The 17,767-nt window shown below is 63.8% G+C and carries 17 protein-coding genes; 9 read left to right on the forward strand and 8 right to left on the reverse strand.

Going from position 1 to position 17,767, the window contains the following annotated elements:
* Positions 1-149: 149 nt before the first annotated feature.
* The 6 genes from hda (at position 150) to panB (ending at position 5,425) form a co-directional block, all read left to right on the forward strand.
* Positions 150-989, forward strand: coding sequence for a DnaA regulatory inactivator Hda (gene hda / locus AC3D25_RS13130; protein ID WP_488888807.1), 840 nt, complete (start codon positions 150-152; stop codon positions 987-989).
* A gap of 11 nt (positions 990-1,000) precedes the next feature.
* A complete protein-coding gene (locus AC3D25_RS13135) occupies positions 1,001-1,684 on the forward strand; it encodes a histidinol-phosphatase (protein WP_488888808.1) in 684 nt (227 codons plus the stop codon).
* On the forward strand, positions 1,681-3,258 hold the full coding sequence (gene pcnB / locus AC3D25_RS13140) for a polynucleotide adenylyltransferase PcnB (protein ID WP_488888809.1): 1,578 nt from the start codon (positions 1,681-1,683) through the stop codon (positions 3,256-3,258). The genes AC3D25_RS13135 and pcnB overlap by 4 nt, the downstream gene beginning before the upstream one ends.
* 59 nt (positions 3,259-3,317) lie before the next feature.
* A complete protein-coding gene (gene folK / locus AC3D25_RS13145) occupies positions 3,318-3,860 on the forward strand; it encodes a 2-amino-4-hydroxy-6-hydroxymethyldihydropteridine diphosphokinase (RefSeq protein WP_488888810.1) in 543 nt (180 codons plus the stop codon).
* Positions 3,857-4,540, forward strand: coding sequence for a deoxynucleoside kinase (locus tag AC3D25_RS13150; protein WP_488888811.1), 684 nt, complete (start codon positions 3,857-3,859; stop codon positions 4,538-4,540). Before folK ends, AC3D25_RS13150 begins: the two co-directional genes overlap by 4 nt.
* Positions 4,541-4,609: 69 nt before the next feature.
* Positions 4,610-5,425, forward strand: a complete 816-nt coding sequence (panB, locus tag AC3D25_RS13155; RefSeq protein WP_488888812.1) for a 3-methyl-2-oxobutanoate hydroxymethyltransferase — start codon at positions 4,610-4,612, stop codon at positions 5,423-5,425.
* A 9-nt stretch (positions 5,426-5,434) separates the two neighbouring features.
* Here panB and pabB read toward each other — a convergent pair whose 3' ends face one another.
* From pabB to grpE, 5 genes are all read right to left on the reverse strand, one after another.
* On the reverse strand, positions 5,435-7,207 hold the full coding sequence (pabB, locus tag AC3D25_RS13160) for an aminodeoxychorismate synthase component I (RefSeq protein ID WP_488888813.1): 1,773 nt from the start codon (positions 7,205-7,207) through the stop codon (positions 5,435-5,437).
* A gap of 4 nt (positions 7,208-7,211) precedes the next feature.
* Complete coding sequence (gene dnaJ / locus AC3D25_RS13165; RefSeq protein WP_488888814.1) at positions 7,212-8,354, reverse strand: molecular chaperone DnaJ; 1,143 nt, start codon at positions 8,352-8,354, stop codon at positions 7,212-7,214.
* A gap of 277 nt (positions 8,355-8,631) precedes the next feature.
* On the reverse strand, positions 8,632-10,584 hold the full coding sequence (gene dnaK / locus AC3D25_RS13170) for a molecular chaperone DnaK (protein ID WP_488888815.1): 1,953 nt from the start codon (positions 10,582-10,584) through the stop codon (positions 8,632-8,634).
* Between the two features lie 186 nt (positions 10,585-10,770).
* A complete protein-coding gene (locus AC3D25_RS13175) occupies positions 10,771-11,166 on the reverse strand; it encodes a thioredoxin family protein (RefSeq protein WP_488888816.1) in 396 nt (131 codons plus the stop codon).
* 21 nt (positions 11,167-11,187) lie between these two features.
* The gene (gene grpE / locus AC3D25_RS13180) at positions 11,188-11,784 is read right to left on the reverse strand and encodes a nucleotide exchange factor GrpE (protein WP_488888817.1); all 597 of its coding nucleotides are present in this window, start codon (positions 11,782-11,784) and stop codon (positions 11,188-11,190) included.
* 381 nt (positions 11,785-12,165) lie between these two features.
* On the opposite strand from grpE, the gene AC3D25_RS13185 reads away from it, so the two are divergent.
* Positions 12,166-12,327, forward strand: coding sequence for a hypothetical protein (locus AC3D25_RS13185; protein WP_488888818.1), 162 nt, complete (start codon positions 12,166-12,168; stop codon positions 12,325-12,327).
* Here the strand turns inward: AC3D25_RS13185 and AC3D25_RS13190 are convergent.
* The 3 genes from AC3D25_RS13190 to hrcA all read right to left on the reverse strand — a co-directional run bounded on the left by AC3D25_RS13190 (position 12,299) and on the right by hrcA (position 14,949).
* Entirely contained in the window at positions 12,299-12,706 is a 408-nt protein-coding gene (locus tag AC3D25_RS13190; protein WP_488888819.1) for an RNA-binding S4 domain-containing protein, read from the reverse strand. The two genes, AC3D25_RS13185 and AC3D25_RS13190, sit on opposite strands and share 29 nt — an antisense overlap.
* 18 nt (positions 12,707-12,724) lie before the next feature.
* Positions 12,725-13,792: a ferrochelatase gene (gene hemH, locus AC3D25_RS13195; RefSeq protein ID WP_488888820.1), complete on the reverse strand. Its 1,068-nt coding sequence runs from the start codon at positions 13,790-13,792 to the stop codon at positions 12,725-12,727.
* Between the two features lie 140 nt (positions 13,793-13,932).
* Positions 13,933-14,949 (reverse strand): heat-inducible transcriptional repressor HrcA, encoded by a 1,017-nt coding sequence (gene hrcA, locus AC3D25_RS13200; RefSeq protein WP_488888821.1) that lies wholly within the window; start codon positions 14,947-14,949, stop codon positions 13,933-13,935.
* A gap of 234 nt (positions 14,950-15,183) precedes the next feature.
* On the opposite strand from hrcA, the gene AC3D25_RS13205 reads away from it, so the two are divergent.
* Together AC3D25_RS13205 and recN are read left to right on the forward strand one after the other, a co-directional pair.
* Positions 15,184-16,086, forward strand: a complete 903-nt coding sequence (locus AC3D25_RS13205; RefSeq protein WP_488888822.1) for an NAD kinase — start codon at positions 15,184-15,186, stop codon at positions 16,084-16,086.
* A 13-nt stretch (positions 16,087-16,099) separates the two neighbouring features.
* Positions 16,100-17,761 (forward strand): DNA repair protein RecN, encoded by a 1,662-nt coding sequence (recN, locus tag AC3D25_RS13210; RefSeq protein ID WP_488888823.1) that lies wholly within the window; start codon positions 16,100-16,102, stop codon positions 17,759-17,761.
* The last annotated feature ends 6 nt before the right edge of the window (positions 17,762-17,767 follow it).

Consider the following 17,767-nt stretch of genomic DNA (forward strand, 5'->3'; position numbering starts at 1 on the left):
CGCAGCCTTTTCGAGATTGACCGGCGCGACCGATTAATTCGTATAAAGACCGCGCGCCCAGAACTGGCGCGGCGTTTGGCGGACTTTTGGCAGACCAGCAGTACCCGCACCTCGTTTTTCAAGATAAGCCCTGACGGAACCGACTTCCCGTGCAACGCCAACTGACGCTCGATCTCGGCACGCCGCCGCCTGCCACTTTCGACAATTTTTTCGCCGCCAGCAATCACGAACTCGTGACGCGGCTGCGCGAACTCGAAAGCGCGCTCGCGGCCGGTCCGGTCGCCGATCGCTCCTTCTATATCTGGGGCGAGCCGGGCAGCGGCCGCAGCCATCTGCTGCAGGCGCTCGTCCACGAGGCGACCGGGCGCGCGCGCTTTCTCGGGCCGCAGAGCGCGCTCGCCGCGTTCACGTTCGATCCACGCGTGACGCTCTACGCCATCGACGATTGCGACGGCTTGTCCGGCGCCCAGCAAATCGCGCTCTTCAACTTGTTCAACGAGGTGCGCGCGCATCCGACGAGCGCGCTGGTCGCGACCGGCAGCGCCGCGCCGATGGGTTTGTCGGTGCGCGAGGACTTGCGCACACGGCTCGGCTGGGGTCTGGTATTTCACCTGAGCCCGCTCACCGACGAAGGCAAGGCCTCGGTGCTCAAACACGCCGCGCGCGAACGCGGCATCGCGCTCGCCGACGATGTGCCCGCTTATCTGCTCACGCATTTTCGCCGCGACATGCCGAGCCTGATGGCGCTCCTCGACGAACTCGACCGCTTTTCGCTCGAACAGAAACGCGCGGTGACCTTGCCGTTTCTGCGCATCGTGATCGCACGGGTCGCGGCCGCACGCGCGCGCGAGACCGAAGCAAATTCCGACGCGGCCGAAAGCGAAATCGCGGCCGAAACGCCCTCCCGCGATCCCGCCGCGCCAGCCGACCTGTTCGGCGCCCGCCTTCCGGCCGACGAAGCCGAGAACGCTTCAACCCGCTTCAAGTAAAATGCGCTCCCATGAACCTCGCCCTCTTTGATCTCGACCACACGCTCATCCCGACCGACAGCGACCACGAATGGGGCCGCTTCATGGTGAAGCTCGGTATCGTCGATGCGGAAAAATTCGCGCGTCAGAACGATGCCTTCTATGCCGATTACAAGGCAGGCGTGCTCGACATTCAGGCTTATCTGCGCGCCATGCTCGGGCCGCTCGCGCAGTATTCGCGCGCGCAGCTCGACAACTGGCACGCGCAGTTCATGCGCGAAGTCATCAGTCCGCGCATCGTGCCCGCCGCGCTCGAACTCGTGCGCGAGCACCAGGACAACGGCGACCTGTGCTGCCTCGTCACCGCGACCAACGCCTTCATTACCGCGCCGATCGCCGATGCGTTCGGCATCGAGACGCTGATCGCGTGCGAAGTCGAAACCGTCGATAACGACCCGGCCGGCGCGTTCACCGGCCGTCCGACCGGCACGCCGAGCTATCGCGAAGGCAAGATCGTGCGCACCGAAGCGTGGCTCGCCTCGCTTGGCAAAAAGCTCGGCGACTTCGAGCACAGCTACTTCTACAGCGACTCCCACAACGACATTCCGTTGCTGGAAAAAGTCACCGACCCGATCGCGACCAACCCCGACGACACCCTTCGCGCGCACGCGCAGGCAAAAGGCTGGCGCATCCTGGACCTCTTTCAAAACTCGTGATCAAAAAACTCATCCGCAAGCTGTTCGGTCAGGAAAGCACGCCGCCCGCCGACGTATCGACGGAAACCGCCGCTCCCGCCCGCGCCACCGACGCCGCCCGCAAGACCCGCGCGAAGAAAACCGCCGCGCCGGCGAAGCGCGATCCGAACGTGCCGGTCATTCTGTCGTCGGACATTCACGGCATCGACCCGGCGCTCATCTCGAAGAACGCCGTGCGCGTGACCGACGGACTGCAGCAGGCGGGCCACCGGGCGTTTATCGTCGGCGGCGCGGTGCGCGATCTGCTGCTCGGCGTCGCGCCGAAGGACTTCGACGTCGCAACCGACGCCACGCCGGATCAGGTGCAGAAGCTGTTTCGCCGTGCGCGCATCATCGGCCGGCGCTTTCAGATCGTTCATGTGCAGTTCGGGCAGGACATCATCGAGACTTCCACGTTCCGCGCGCTCGTCGATACCCCCGCCGACGCGCCGCCCTCGCCGCCGCCGCCGCGCCTGCGCCGAGGCGAGCTGGATTCGCGCACGCACGCGGTGGACGCGAGCGGGCGCGTGCTGCGCGACAACGTGTGGGGCGAGCAGCACGAAGACGCCACGCGCCGCGACTTCACGATCAACGCGATGTACTACGATCCGGCCACGCAAACCGTGCTGGACTACCACGACGGCATGGCCGACATCCGCGCGCGCCTGCTGCGCATGATCGGCGACCCGGCGACGCGTTATCGCGAAGACCCCGTGCGGATGCTGCGCGTGGTGCGTTTCGCGGCGAAGCTCGGCTTCGAAATCGAGGAATCGACGCGCGCGCCGATCAAGCAACTCGCGGAACTCATCAACAACGTGCCAGCCGCGCGTCTCTTCGACGAAATGCTCAAGCTGCTGCTCTCGGGCCACGCGCTCGCGTGTCTCACGCGGCTGCGCGCCGAAGGGCTGCATCACGGCGTGCTGCCGTTGCTCGACGTCGTGCTGGAACAGCCGCACGGCGAGAAATTCATCACGCTTGCGCTCACCAATACGGACGAGCGCGTGCGCGCGGGCAAGACGGTTTCCCCCGGCTTTCTCTTCGCCACGCTGCTGTGGAACGACATGCAGACGCGCTGGAACCAGTACACGGCCGAGGGCGAATTCCCCGTGCCCGCGCTGCATCGCGCGATGGACGACGTGCTCGACATGCAGACCGAGAAGCTCGCCATCCACAAGCGCTTTTCATCCGATATGCGCGAAATCTGGGGCCTTCAGCACCGCCTCGAAAAACGCTCGGGAAGAAGTGCGCTTAAGCTGCTGGAACACCAAAGATTTAGAGCAGGTTATGATTTCCTCCTGCTCCGTTGCGAATCCGGCGAACTGGATAGCGCAGTTGGACAGTGGTGGACGGATTTCATCAGCGGGGACATGGCCGCGCGGGAAGCACTGCTCTCGCAAGGCGGGAAGGACCGGGCGCCCAAAAAACGACGGCGGCGCAGCAGTAACGCCAAGAGCCGCACACCGGGCGACGGAATGGAGGGCGGCGCGAGCGCCGGGGATCGTGAAGATCGCGGCGATCGCGAAGGCGGCCAGTACGACGGCGGCCACGACGATTGACGCACTGAGCCACGTTCCACGCTCGCTGTCCGCCGAACGACAGTCGTAGGACTTATGCCATGACGGTAGCTTATCTGGGCCTCGGCGCGAATCTCGGCGACGCGCGCCAGACCCTGAAAGACGCGGTCGTGTGTCTTGCCCAGCAACACACGATCACCGTGCTCGCAAAATCGAGCCTTTATCGCACCGCGCCCATCGACGCCGGTGGCGACGACTATTTCAATTGCGTCGTGCGGATCGAAACCACGCTGCCCGCGCGGCAGTTGCTGCGTCTTTGCCACACCATCGAAGAGCATTTCGGGCGCGAGCGGCCGTATCGCAACGCACCGCGCACGCTCGATCTCGACATTCTTTTATATGGCGACACGATCATCGACGAAGCCGATCTGATCGTGCCGCATCCGCGTCTGACCGAGCGCGCGTTCGCTCTGGTGCCGCTCGTCGAACTCGACGTCGACGCGATCATTCCGCAGCAAGGCCGCGCCGATACCTTTCTCGCCGGCGTTCACGCGCAGCGCATCGAAAAGGTCGCGACCTGCCAATGTCCGCTGCTGGGCGCGCGGGCGCCAGCCGCAACAAAACCCGAGGACAACATTCGATGAGCGCTGCGCCGCCGCTGACCGTCACCGCGCCGCAACTCGCGCCGCCGCATCGTTATATCGCCATCGAGGGACCGATCGGCGTCGGCAAGACGACGCTCGCGACGCTGCTCGCCGAACGCTGGTCGATGCGTACCTTGTTCGAGCGTCCACAGGACAACCCGTTTCTCGAACGCTTTTACCACGACACCACGCGTTTCGCGCTGCCGACCCAGCTCCACTTCGCGCTGCAACGCATGAAGCAGACGCGGGACGTGGCGTCGGCGCTGAACAGCCACGCGCCGCTGATCGCGGATTTCATCACCGAAAAAAGCGCGCTGTTCGCGCGTCTCACGCTCCCCGACGACGAATTCGCGCTGTATCGCGAACTCGCCGCGCGCATCGAGTCGAGCGCGCCCGCCCCGGATCTGGTGGTTTATCTGCAGGCGAGTCCGGAAGTGCTGTTCGCGCGCATTCAGAAACGCGCGATGCCGATGGAACTGCAGATTCCCGATGCGTACCTGCGCGCATTGTGCGACGCTTATAACGATTTCTTCTATCACTACGACGCGACGCCGCTGCTCACGGTGAACGCAGAACATCTGAATCCGCTCGATTCCGAAGCCGATCTTGCGCTGCTCGTCGAACGCATCGAAACCATGCGCGGGCGCAAGGAATTCTTTGTCAAAGGCATGTCGCTCTGAGCCGCTCTGGCCGCTTTGGCTCCCCGCCCGGTTGAGCCGAAGCGACGCGCCGTATCACCGGAAACTTCCATGACGTACTTGCAGGAAACCAGCCGCAGCGCGATCACCGTCCCGAAACTTCAGACGATGCGCAGCGCAGGCGAAAAAATCGTGATGCTGACGTGTTACGACGCGAGCTTTTCCGCGCTGCTGGATCGCGCGGGCGTCGATGTCATGTTGATCGGCGATTCGCTCGGCAACGTGCTTCAAGGTCACAGCACGACGTTGCCGGTCACGCTGGCCGATATCGCGTATCACACGGCGTCGGTCGCGCGCGGCAACAAGAGCGCGCTCATTGTCGCCGACATGCCGTTCGGCACGCTCGGTTCGCGCGAGGAAGCCTACGCGAACGCCGTGCAACTGATGCGCGCGGGCGCACAAATGGTGAAGATCGAGGGCGGCGAATGGCTCGCCGATACCGTACGCTTTCTGGTCGAACGGTCGATTCCGGTCTGCGCGCATCTTGGCCTCACGCCGCAATCGGTCCACGCTTTCGGCGGTTTCAAGGTGCAGGGCAAAACCGACGCCGCGGCCGCCCAGATGCGCCGCGACGCGCTCGCGCTGCAGGACGCGGGCGCGCAGCTGCTCGTGATCGAAGCCGTACCGACACTGCTCGCACGCGAAGTGACCGAGCAGATCGCCATTCCGACGATCGGGATCGGCGCGGGAATCGACTGCTCGGGTCAGGTGCTCGTGCTGCACGACATGCTCGGCATTTTCCCTGGCAAGCGTCCGCGTTTCGTAAGGGATTTCATGCAGGGACAGCCGAGCATTTTCGCGGCCGTCGAGGCGTTCGTCCGGGCAGTGAAAGACGGCAGTTTCCCCGGCCCGGAACACACGTTCTGATTTTCGCGGTCAGCGCAGCCGCGCATTCACCGCGCCGCGCAATGCGTTGCACAGCACTATCGATCCGGCGCGTTCGAGATCCGCGCGACTGACCGGCCGCTCGACAGCGCCGAGTTCTTCGATCAACACGCCGCGCATCACGCCGGGCAGCAGTCCAGCCGCGAGCGGCGGCGTCCCCCAGACGCCATCGAGTTGCACGAACACATTCGTGCGGCCACCTTCGGTCACCTCCCCGCGCTCGTTGAAAAACAGCATATCGAACGCGCCCGCCGATTCCGCCGCGCGCCACGCGCGGTCGTATTGCTCGCGACGCGTGGTTTTGTGGCGCAGCAGCGGATCGTCGGAACATTGCGGGGCGAAGCCGTGGTCCGGTGCGAGCAGCACGTCCACCGTGTCGTGCGCCAATGGCGCGAGCGGCGCGTGCGTCAACGCGAATGCGCCGCTTTTATCGAGTTCGACGCGCAGCCGATACGACTGCGCCGCGTCGAAATCCGCGCACTCGTGCTCGATTGCCGCTCGCAGCGCAGCGAAGTCGCACGGAAAACCGAAGTAGCGCGCGCTCGCATCGAGCCGCGCCAGATGGCGTTCGAGATGCCGCACGCCTTCGCGCGTCGCGAACGTGGTCTCGAACAACGCGAAGCCGGGAACGGCGCCGGTCAGAAAGCTCGCCTTCAATCGACACTCCTCGAATTCATCGCCGGCGACGCTATCCAGCACGATGCCCGCGCCGACGCCCATCTCGCCGCGCGCGCCGTTCACCAGCAGCGTCCGGATCGCGACCGACAGACACAAATCGCCGTGCCGATCCAGCCAGCCGATCGCGCCCGTATAAAGCCCGCGCGGCGTACTTTCGATCGCGTCGATCAGCTGCATCGTCTTGTATTTCGGCGCGCCCGTGATCGATCCGCACGGAAACAGCGCGCGCAGGAGATCGGCGAAACCGGTTCCCGGCCGCACGCGCGCTTCGATGGTCGACGTCATCTGCCACACGGCGTTGTACGGTTCGACTGAGAAGAGCGCCGGCACGCGGACCGAGCCGGTCACCGCCACGCGCGACATGTCGTTGCGCAGCAAATCCACGATCATCACGTTTTCCGCGCGGTTTTTTGGATCGCCGGAGAGAAACTCGGGCGCGACATCGCGCGGCGCGGTGCCTTTCATCGGACGCGCGCGCAAGGTGTCGCCCTGCTTTTCGATGAAAAGCTCGGGCGAGCACGAGAGAACAGCGCGTCCCGAGGCTTCCGGCAACGCGATCAGTGCGCCGTAGCGCACCGGCTGGCGCGCCCGCAAGCGCCGGTAAAGCGCGAGCGGCGTGCCGAACACGTCGAACGCGAGGCGCATCGTGAAATTGACCTGATACGAATCGCCGGCGCGCAATGCGTCGTGAATCGCGTCGATCGCCTGGTTGAACGCCTCGCGCGTCACGCTCGGTTCGATCCCCGCCACGCCGGCCACCGCGCCGTCGTCGTGCTTCGCGAGCCACGCGCCCGCTTCCTCCGCCGACAAAAACGCGCAATCGCGGAACAACAAAAAGCGCAACGCGGCATCGCCGGGTTGCGCCAATTGAAGGTTGCGGCCGAATTCGTAAGCCGCGAGGACGACCGCGTGCAAGCCTGCGTCCAGATCGCGCTGCACGGCGGCGCACACGGCGTCGAGTTGCGCGCCGTCCGTGCATGCGTGTTCGTGCGCGAAGCCCGTGTATAAACGACTCGACCGCCTTTCGGCGGTCGCGTCGCAATCGTCGAGCAGCGCGAACGTGGCGTTGCGCTGAACTTGTGTCATTGCATCAATCGAAGAAACTCTTCACCCGATCGAACCAGCTTTTGCTTTGCGGACTATGCCGCGAACCACCCTCGACCAGCGATTTCTCGAACTGCTTGAGAATATCGCGCTGCTGCTCGGTCAGCTTCACCGGCGTTTCCACCTGAACGTGCACGTAAAGATCGCCCGCGATGCTCGAACGCAAACCCTTGATGCCCTTGCCCCGCAGACGGAACGTCTTGCCCGACTGCGTGCCTTCCGGCACCGTGAAGCTCGCGCGGCCCGCGAGCGTCGGCACTTCGATCTCGCCACCGAGCGCCGCCGTCGTGAACGGGATCGGCATCTGGCAATGGAGATCGTCGCCGTCGCGCTCGAACACCGAGTGCTGCTTGATGTGGATTTCCACATACAAGTCGCCGCTCGGACCGCCGTTGATGCCCGGCTCGCCGTTGCCGGCGGAGCGGATGCGCATGCCGTCGTCGATACCCGCCGGGATTTTCACTTCCAGCGTCTTCGTTTCCTTCACCTTGCCCGCGCCGTGGCAGTGCGCGCACGGTTCAGGAATGTAGGTGCCGCTGCCGTGACACTTCGGGCACGTCTGCTGGATGCTGAAAAAGCCCTGCGACATGCGCACGGTGCCTTGCCCGTTACACGTCGGGCAGGTTTCCGGCTTGGTGCCGGGCTTCGCGCCCGAGCCCTTGCAGATGTCGCAATTGGCCCAGCTCGGCACGCGGATCTGCGTGTCGTAGCCATGCGCCGCCTGCTCCAGCGTGATTTCCATGCTGTAGCGCAAATCCGCGCCGCGATACACCTGCGGACCGCCACGGCCACCGCGTCCGCCGGCTGCACCGCCCGCCGCCTGACCGAAGATGTCGCCGAAGATATCGCCGAACGCGTCGGCGAAACCGCCGAAGCCCTGCGCGCCCGCGCCGGCCATGTTCGGATCGACGCCTGCGTGGCCGTACTGGTCGTAAGCCGCGCGCTTTTGCGAGTCCGACAGCATTTCATAGGCTTCTTTCGCCTCCTTGAAATGCTCTTCCGCATCCTTGTTGTCCGGATTGCGGTCGGGGTGATATTTCATCGCGAGCTTGCGATACGCCTTCTTGATTTCGTCGTCGCCCGCATTCTTCGCGACGCCCAGAACCTCGTAGTAATCCCGTTTCGCCATATCGGTTCAACGCCACCGGCCGTGTCGGCCAAGCGGCTGCCTCTTAGATGCTTGGGGGTCTCGCGACCCGTGTGACTCTCTGGACGCCCGATGCCGCAATCGCAGCAAACACGCGCGCCCTCTAAAAAAACAACGTGCCCGGGGAGCCAAAAGGCTCGCCAGGCGCGTTCTTTATCTTCGCTCTCGCTCGACCTGCCGGTTTCGCGCGATACCGCGCGTAACCACGCGACATCTCGGACCCGGTCTAGCCGATGAAACGCTTGCGCGGTTCAATGACTTAGTCCTTCTTCACTTCCTTGAAATCCGCATCGACGACATCGTCGTGCGGCTGGCTCGCGCCCGCACCGGCTTCGGCACCACCCGCCGCGCCCGCTGCGGCACCCGCCGCACCTTGCGCTGCCTGCATGTCGGCGTACATCTTTTCGCCGAGCTTTTGCGAGGCCGTTGCCAGCGTTTCGATCTTCGCGTCGATCGCCGCCTTGTCGCTCGAACCGCTCTTCAGCGTGTCTTCGAGGTCCTTCAGCGCTGCTTCGATCTTTTCCTTCTCGGCTGCATCGACCTTGTCGCCGTACTCGGCCACCGCTTTCTTCGTGCTGTGGACCAGCGCGTCGCCCTGATTGCGCGAATCGGCCAGCTCGCGAAGCTTGTGATCTTCTTCAGCGTTCGCTTCGGCGTCCTTCACCATCTGGTCGATTTCAGCGTCCGACAGGCCCGAATTCGCCTTGATGGTGATCTTGTTTTCCTTGCCGGTCGCCTTGTCCTTCGCGCCGACGTGCAGGATGCCGTTCGCGTCGATGTCGAAGGTCACTTCGATCTGCGGCGTGCCGCGCGGTGCCGGCGGAATGCCTTCAAGGTTGAACTCGCCCAGCAGCTTGTTGCCCGCCGCCATTTCGCGTTCGCCCTGGAATACCTTGATCGTCACGGCGCCCTGGTTGTCGTCGGCCGTCGAGTACGTTTGAGCGTGCTTCGTCGGGATCGTCGTGTTCTTGTTGATCATCTTCGTCATCACGCCGCCGAGCGTTTCAATGCCGAGCGACAACGGCGTTACGTCGAGCAGCAGAACGTCCTTGCGGTCGCCCGACAGAACCTGACCCTGAATCGCGGCGCCCACGGCCACGGCTTCGTCCGGGTTCACGTCGCGGCGCGGATCCTTGCCGAAGAATTCCTTAACCTTTTCCTGCACTTTCGGCATACGCGTCATACCGCCGACCAGAATCACGTCGTCGATCTCACCGACCTTCACGCCTGCATCCTTGATGGCAGTGCGGCACGGCTCGATCGTGCGCTCGATCAGTTCCTCGACCAGCGCTTCGAGCTTCGCACGCGTAAATTTCAGGTTCAAGTGCTTCGGACCCGACGCGTCGGCCGTGATGTACGGCAGGTTGATGTCGGTTTGCGCCGTGGACGACAGTTCGATCTTCGCCTTTTCCGCCGCTTCCTTCAGGCGTTGCAGCGCGAGCACGTCTTTCGACAGATCGACGCCTTGTTCCTTCTTGAACTCGCCGATGATGTAATCGATGATGCGCTGGTCGAAATCTTCGCCGCCAAGGAACGTGTCGCCGTTGGTCGAGAGCACCTCGAACTGCATTTCACCGTCGACATCCGCGATTTCGATGATCGAGACGTCGAACGTGCCGCCGCCCAGGTCATACACGGCGATCTTGCGGTCGCCCTTTTCGGCTTTGTCGAGACCGAACGCGAGCGCGGCTGCGGTCGGTTCGTTGATGATCCGTTTCACTTCCAGACCGGCGATACGGCCTGCGTCTTTCGTGGCTTGGCGCTGACTGTCGTTGAAGTACGCGGGAACCGTGATCACGGCTTCCGTGACCGGCTCGCCGAGGTAGTCTTCAGCGGTTTTCTTCATCTTGCGCAGCACTTCGGCCGAAATCTGGGGCGGCGCGAGCTTCTGATCACGCGCTTCCACCCAGGCGTCGCCGTTGTCGGCCTTGATGATCTTGTAGGGCATCAATGCGATGTCCTTCTGCACTTCTTTCTCTTCGAAGCGGCGGCCGATCAGGCGCTTCACCGCGTACAGCGTGTTGCGCGGGTTCGTGACCGACTGACGCTTGGCCGGCGCGCCGACGAGAATTTCGTTTTCATCGACATAAGCGATGATCGACGGCGTGGTGCGCGCGCCTTCCGAATTCTCGATGACCTTGACCGTATTGCCTTCCATGATCGCCACGCACGAGTTGGTCGTGCCGAGGTCGATACCGATAATCTTGCCCATTTTTGGTTTCTCCTAACTTTGATCGCAGCGGGTCCGGAACCTGGAAAAGGGCCGTTTTTCGCCGATTTAACCGGGCCGGACGCCCAAAATTCATACCTGTACGCAACATAAGTGCGTTCGCATCGTTTTCAAGACCCTAAATACGATGCAGTCTTTTCTTTTTTTCAGCCCACGCGGTAAACCGCGTCAGACCGCGCCGCCGAGCGCGCGGATTTTCTCGCGCGCCGCCGCGACCGCCGCTTCGAACTGCCCGAGGCCATGCCAGCCGGTCGCCCGGCCGAGCCGCTTGCCGCGGTAGAAGAAGAACCACGTCGGCACGCCGTGCAGCACGAAGCGGCGGCCGAGTTCGCGATGCTCGTAGACGTTGCTATGGAACCATTTCAGCCCGAGCGCGCGGATGGCGTCGGGCTGGGCGAGCATCGCCTTCTTCGCAATTTCGCAGTTGAAGCAGTCGACGCCCCAGAAAAACACCACCGCGAGCGCGTCGCCGGCCGATGCAAGCCCGGCGTCGAAGTCGTCCGCGCCGAGTTCCTGCATGTCGAAGACGGAAAACGCGGTGGCATCGACCGGAACGTGCGCCATCACGCGTGTCCGGCCGGATGCTTACTTGGGTGCCGCGACGGTCACGAGCGCCGGACGCAGCACGCGGTCGGCGATCACGTAGCCTTTTTGCAGCACGTTCACGACCGTGTTCGGTTCCTGCTCGGCCGGAATCATCGAAATGGCCTGATGGCGGTGCGGATCGAATTTCTCGCCGACCGGATTCAACGCGACGACGCGACCTTTTTCGAGCGCGCCAGTCAACTGGCGCAGCGTCAGTTCGACGCCTTCGCGGACCTTCGCGAGATCCGACGAACCGTCGGCCAGCGCCGCTTCCAGGCTGTCGAGCACCGGCAGCAGGTTCTCGGCGAAGTTTTCGATGGCGAATTTATGCGCCTTCGTCACGTCTTCCTGTGCGCGGCGGCGCACGTTTTCGGTTTCGGCCTTAGCGCGGAGAAACTCCTCCTGGAGCGCGGCGATTTTGAGCTGCGCCTCGGCGAGTTGCGCCTCGGTTTCGTTCGCATCGACGGCGGGCGTTGCGTCCGCGCCTTGCGCCGTCTGGGTTGCGGCCTGTTGCGCCTGGGCCTCGGCGGCTTGGCGCGCTGCGTCGTCGGCGGGCGTGGGTTGCTGGCTCGCTGAATTCTCTTGCGTGTTTTCCATGTCGCTGATTGTCTTGCTGTGAGTGAAGTCGGAAGCAAACCGCCACAACGAAGCCAATGGATTCAAGGATCCTCCTCGTTGCAAATACGCGACAACCGGGAGTCGGGCTGCGTGGCGCTTTGGGCTCTAGCGGCTCACGTTGGGTTGTGGCCGAGCGTTTTCAAGGGCTTGCGAATCATTTTTCGGATGGTTTCGAGGCAACCGAAACGCGCCGTTACAACCATTTTGCAGACGGGATCAGATTCACATTGAGCCGCCCCCATTGGTCACCTACACTTCGATCAGGCTTTCGTGAGCGCAGGTTAACCCCTAGTCCCTGCATGGCTTTCCGAACTGCCAAATCCCGCTGTTTTCCGTTCGCCTCTCGTCCTGGGGGTACCAATGAAACTGACCTTGGTTATTGCGGTGGTCGCGCTGGTACTCGTCGCGGGAACCACCACGATCTGCATGTCCGGCGCGGTCACGGCGCGCACCTCCGAGTACGGCGGCATCCACGCGACCGTCGAGCAGTTTTTCAATCCGGACCCGAAAGCTTGTCGATAATGCGGCGGTCGCGCTTGGTCGGGCGGCCTTGCAGATTTGCTGCGGGCTCGCGGAAGTTCTTGCGACGCTCGCTCTCGGCGACCCGCTTCTCGCGCCCTTCGGACGTTTCCGCATAAAGCGACTGCGCCACTGGCGCCGGGCCGCGCACTTCGCAGATTCCGAGCACTTCCACCTGCCAGATCAGCCGGTCGACATCGATTTCCACGAGATCGCCGACCCGCACGTCCTTCGACGGCTTCACGTTGGCCCCGCCGATTCTCACGCGCCCTTTTTCGACCGCATCGCTCGCGAGCGACCGCGTCTTGAAGAAGCGCGCCGCCCAGAGCCATTTGTCGATACGCAGACGCGCGCCGGGTTCAGTCGATATTTTGTAGTTCATCGGTGACGATTCGATTACTCAGGCCGCCGCGCTCAGCGTTTCGCGCACATGAACCGGCCAGCCCTGCAGGTTCTGCGCGACGATCTCGCCCAGCGCCTTGATCCACGCGGGCGAAGCGTTCAGGCATGCGATACGGTGAAAATGCTTGCCGCCCGCGCGCAGAAACTCGTCGCGCACTTCGATCCCGATTTCCTCGATCGTTTCCAGACAATCCGCCGTGAAGCCCGGGCAGAACACGTCCACCCGGCTCACGCCCGCCGCGCCGAGTTCGGCGAGCGTCGGCGCGGTGTACGGCTGCAGCCATTCGGCGCGTCCGAAGCGCGACTGGAACGTCACGCGACATTCCACCGGCGTCAGGCCGAGCGCGGCAGCGAGCAGCGATCCGGTTTGCTGGCATTGATCGTGGTATGGATCGCCGAGATTCATCGTGCGCTTCGGGACGCCGTGAAAACTCAGCACGAGCTTGTCGCCGGCGGCGAAATCCGGCGCGCCGTGCTGCCGCCAGTACTCGCGCACCTGCTCGGCCAGCGCGCCGATATAGGCCGGGTGATCGGCGTAATGGCGGATCGTGCGGATTTCGGGTTGGTTGCGCACGTGCTTGAGCGCGGTGAAGGCATCGTCGAAGGCGGTTGCGGTAGTGGACGACGAATATTGCGGATACATCGGCACGATGAGCACGCGCTCGGCGCCTTCGAGCTTCAGTTGATTCAGCATGGCCGGAATGCCTGGCGTGCCGTAACGCATCGCGTAATCGACGATCACGCTGTAATCGTTCGCCGCGAAGAGGCGCCGGAGCGCGTCCACCTGACGCTCGGTGTACACGCGCAGCGGCGAGCCTTCCGGCATCCAGACCTGCGCGTATTTCCGGGCCGACGCGCGGCTTCTGAACGGCAGGATCGCGAGGCGCAGGATGATCTGCCAGAGGAAAGCCGGAATCTCGACGACCCGCGGATCCGATAGAAACTGCGCCAGATATTTGCGCACGGCGCGCGGCGTCGGCGCGTCGGGCGTGCCGAGGTTGATCAGCAACACGCCTACGCGATGCGATGCGGAAGGCTGCGAGGGCAACTCAAGGTCGAAACGCATGGAGGGAGCGGCCGGGCGAATGGCGTCGTGGAGTGAAAAACATTATAGCGGCGCGGGTTCGCCGCGCGGCATCGGCCATTCGGCCTAGTGGCGCGTGACGCTCGGAAGGCGCAGAGTTTCCGGACGCACTGATGGATGCGCTATTGCTGGCTGAGCGACATGGACAGCAGCCGCGCGGTGATATCCACGATCGGGATCACGCGGTTGTACGCCATGCGCGTCGGCCCGATCACGCCGAGCGTGCCGACGATCTTGCCGTTCACTTCATACGGCGCGGTCACCACGCTCATTTCTTCGATCGGTACGAGATTCGACTCGCCGCCGATAAATATCTGCACGCCTTGGGCGTGGCTCGATACGTCGAGTAATTGAAGGAGGCTCGTCTTTTGATCGAAAACGTCGAAAAGCTTGCGCAATCGCGCCATATCGGACGACAGATCCGCCACTTCCAGCAAGTTGCGCTCGCCGGAAATGAGCAGTGTGTCGCCGGGATCGGTTTCGTCCGTGCTGGCGGCCACCGCTGCATGCATCAGCGTGGTCATGTCGCCGCGCAACTGATCGATTTCCTCGCGCAGTCGGCGGCGCACTTCGTCGAACGACAAACCGGCGAAGTGCGCGTTGATATAGTTCGACGCCTCGGTGAGTTGCGACGGCGAATAGTCGCGCTGGGTCGCCATGATGCGGTTCTGCACGTCGCCTTCCGGCGTCACGATGATGAGCAGGATGCGCTTGTCCGACAGGCGCATGAACTCGATCTGCTTGAACATGTGACTGCGCCGTGGCGTGAGAATCACGCCCGCGAAAGACGACAGGTTGGACAGCACGCTCGCCGCCGCCGCGACGATCTTCTGCGGCTCGCCGCCTTGCAGACGCGTCTTGACGGCCGTGGTCATGGCTTCGTCGTCGGGCGTGGCGACGGTCAGCATGGTATCGACGAAAAGCCGGTAGCCGCGCGGCGTCGGAATGCGCCCGGCCGAGGTATGCGGACTCACGACCAGCCCGAGCTCCTCCAGATCCGACATCACGTTGCGGATGGTGGCGGGGCTGAGTTCGAGGCCGGAGTAGCGTGACAACGTGCGCGAACCGACCGGCTGACCTTCGGCGATATAGCGCTCGATCAGCGTTTTGAGGAGGGTTTGTGCACGTGGATCTAGCATGGGGAAATTTTAGCTCAACGTGTTAGGGAACGGCGAGCGGCAACGCGCCGGTCGGACATCTGGGCGCGGCCTCATTTCAGGACGTGCTCCATTCTAACGGCTATTGTCGATAAAGCCCGTCGCTCTCGCGCGCGGGTCGGGACGTGGGGACGTGGAACGCCCGAACGCCGGAACGCCGGAACGCCGGGTTCGCCCACGGTTCTTTTCGACTCTCACCTATGGTGTAATGCCGGCATGGAAATTGGCACCCAGTTCAAGACCGTCGCGCTCGTGGGGCGCAACAATACGCCCGGCATCAGGGAGCCGCTGACGTCGCTCGCCTCGTGCATCGCCAAACGCGGCTTCGAGGTCGTGTTCGAAGCGGGCACCGCCGGAGAGACCGGCGTGAGCGAATACCCGGCGCTGTCGCCGGCGGAAATCGGCGCGCGCGCGGACGTCGCGGTCGTGCTTGGCGGCGACGGCACTATGCTCGGCATCGGCCGGCAACTCGCGCCGTACAAGACGCCGCTGATCGGCATCAATCACGGGCGGCTCGGTTTTATCACCGACATCTCGCTCGCCGAATGGCAGGAAATCGTGCCGCAGATGCTCGCCGGCAGTTACGAGCGCGAAGAGCGCACGCTGCTCGAAGCGCGGATCGTGCGTAACGGCGTGCCGATCTACCACGCGCTCGCGTTCAACGACGTCGTGGTGAACCGCAGCGGCGTGTCGGGCATGGCGGAACTGCGCGTGTCGGTGGATGGCCGCTTCATGTACAACCAGCGCTCGGACGGGTTGATCGTCGCAACGCCCACGGGTTCCACGGCGTACGCGCTCTCCTCCGCCGGGCCGATCCTCCATCCGCAACTGGAAGGTTTCGTGCTCGTGCCGATCGCGCCGCATTCGCTTTCCAATCGTCCGATCGTGCTGCCCGACGACTCGAAAGTGGGCATCCAGATCATTTCCGGCCGCGACGTGAACGTGAATTTCGACATGCAGTCGTTCACCGCCGTCGAGCTGAACGACACCATCGAAGTGCGGCGCTCGCGGCATACGGTGCCGGTGCTGCATCCGGTCGGCTACAGCTATTTCGCCACGCTGCGCAAAAAGCTGCACTGGAACGAACATCCGTCGCACGAAGACGATCCCAAGACCTGAAGCCACCGCCTCCATGCTCCGTCACCTCTCGATTCGCGACTTCGTGATCGTCGCCGCGCTCGACCTCGAATTCGATCGCGGCTTCACTGTATTTTCCGGAGAAACCGGCGCGGGCAAGTCGATCCTGATCGACGCGCTGGCGCTCACGCTCGGCGCGCGCGCCGATGCAAGCGTGATCCGCACGGGCGAAACGCGCGCCGACATTACCGCCGAGTTCGCGACGCACGCAGCGGTCGCGCGCTGGCTCGACGAACATGCGCTCGCGTCTGCCGGTTCCGAAGCGGATACCGTGATGTTGCGACGGGTGATCGACGCGAACGGCCGCTCGCGGGCGTTCATCAACGGCACGCCCGCGACGCTGGCGCAATTGCGCGAAGTGGGCGAAATGCTCGTCGATATTCACGGCCAGCATGCGCACCAGTTGTTAATGCGCCCGGACGCGCAGCGCGAGCTTTTCGACACGCACGCGGGTCTGACCGACACCGCCGCGAACGTGACGCGCGCCTATCGCGCCTGGCGCGACGCGACGCAGGCGGTCGAAACGGCGCAAAGCCGCGACCGCGAGTTGCAACTGGAACGCGAGCGGCTCGCGTGGCAACTGAGCGAATTCGACAAGCTCTCGCCGCAGCCGGGCGAATGGGAAGACGTGAGCGCCGAGCATCATCGGCTTTCGCACTCGGCGAGTTTGATCGAAGGTGTGCAGGGCGCGCTGTCCGCGCTCTCCGAATCCGACGACGCCATGATTACGCAACTTGCTGCGATCGTCTCGAAATTGCGCGGTCTCACGGATATCGACCCGGCGCTGTCGGATGTGCTCGCGTCGCTCGAACCCGCCGAGATCCAGTTGCAGGAAGCGGCCTATTCGCTCTCGCACTACGCGCAGCGGCTCGAACTCGATCCGGAGCGGCTCGCGCAGGTCGAGCGCCGGATGGATCAGTTGCATTCCACCGCGCGCAAGTTCCGCTTGCCGCCGGAAACGCTGCCCGAGGAACACGAAGCGCGCCGCCAACAGCTTGCACAACTCGACGCCGCCGCCGATCTCGAAGGCTTGCGTGCCGCCGTGGAGAAGGCGAAGGACACGTATCTCACCGTGGCGAAGGCGCTGTCGAAGGCGCGCGGCAAAGCCGCCAAGTCGCTCGGCGCGGCAGTCACGGGCGGGATGCAGGAGTTATCGATGACGGGCGGCAGCTTCGAGGTCGCCCTCGTGCCGCTTAACGAAGGCGGCGCGCATGGACTTGAGCAAGTCGAATTTCGCGTGGCCGGCCATGCCGGCGTCACGCTCCGGCCGCTCGCGAAGGTCGCGTCGGGCGGCGAACTCGCGCGCATCAGCCTCGCGCTCGCGGTGATCGCGAGCACGGCCAGTCCGACGCCCACGCTCATTTTCGACGAAGTGGACACGGGCATCGGCGGCGGCGTCGCGGAAGTGGTCGGACGTTTGCTGCATCAGCTTGGACGCGATCGTCAGGTGCTTTGCGTCACGCACTTGCCACAAGTGGCGGCGCGCGGCGATCATCATTTTCAGGTCGCGAAAGCGGGCGACTCGGCGGGCGGCACGGTCAGCACCGTGACGCCGCTCGACCGGGCAAAGCGCGTGGAAGAAGTGGCGCGCATGCTGGGCGGGATCGAAATTACCGCGACCACGCGCAAGCACGCGAAGGAAATGCTGGCCGCTTGAACGGGA

This window comes from Caballeronia sp. SL1002 (assembly GCF_057814995.1).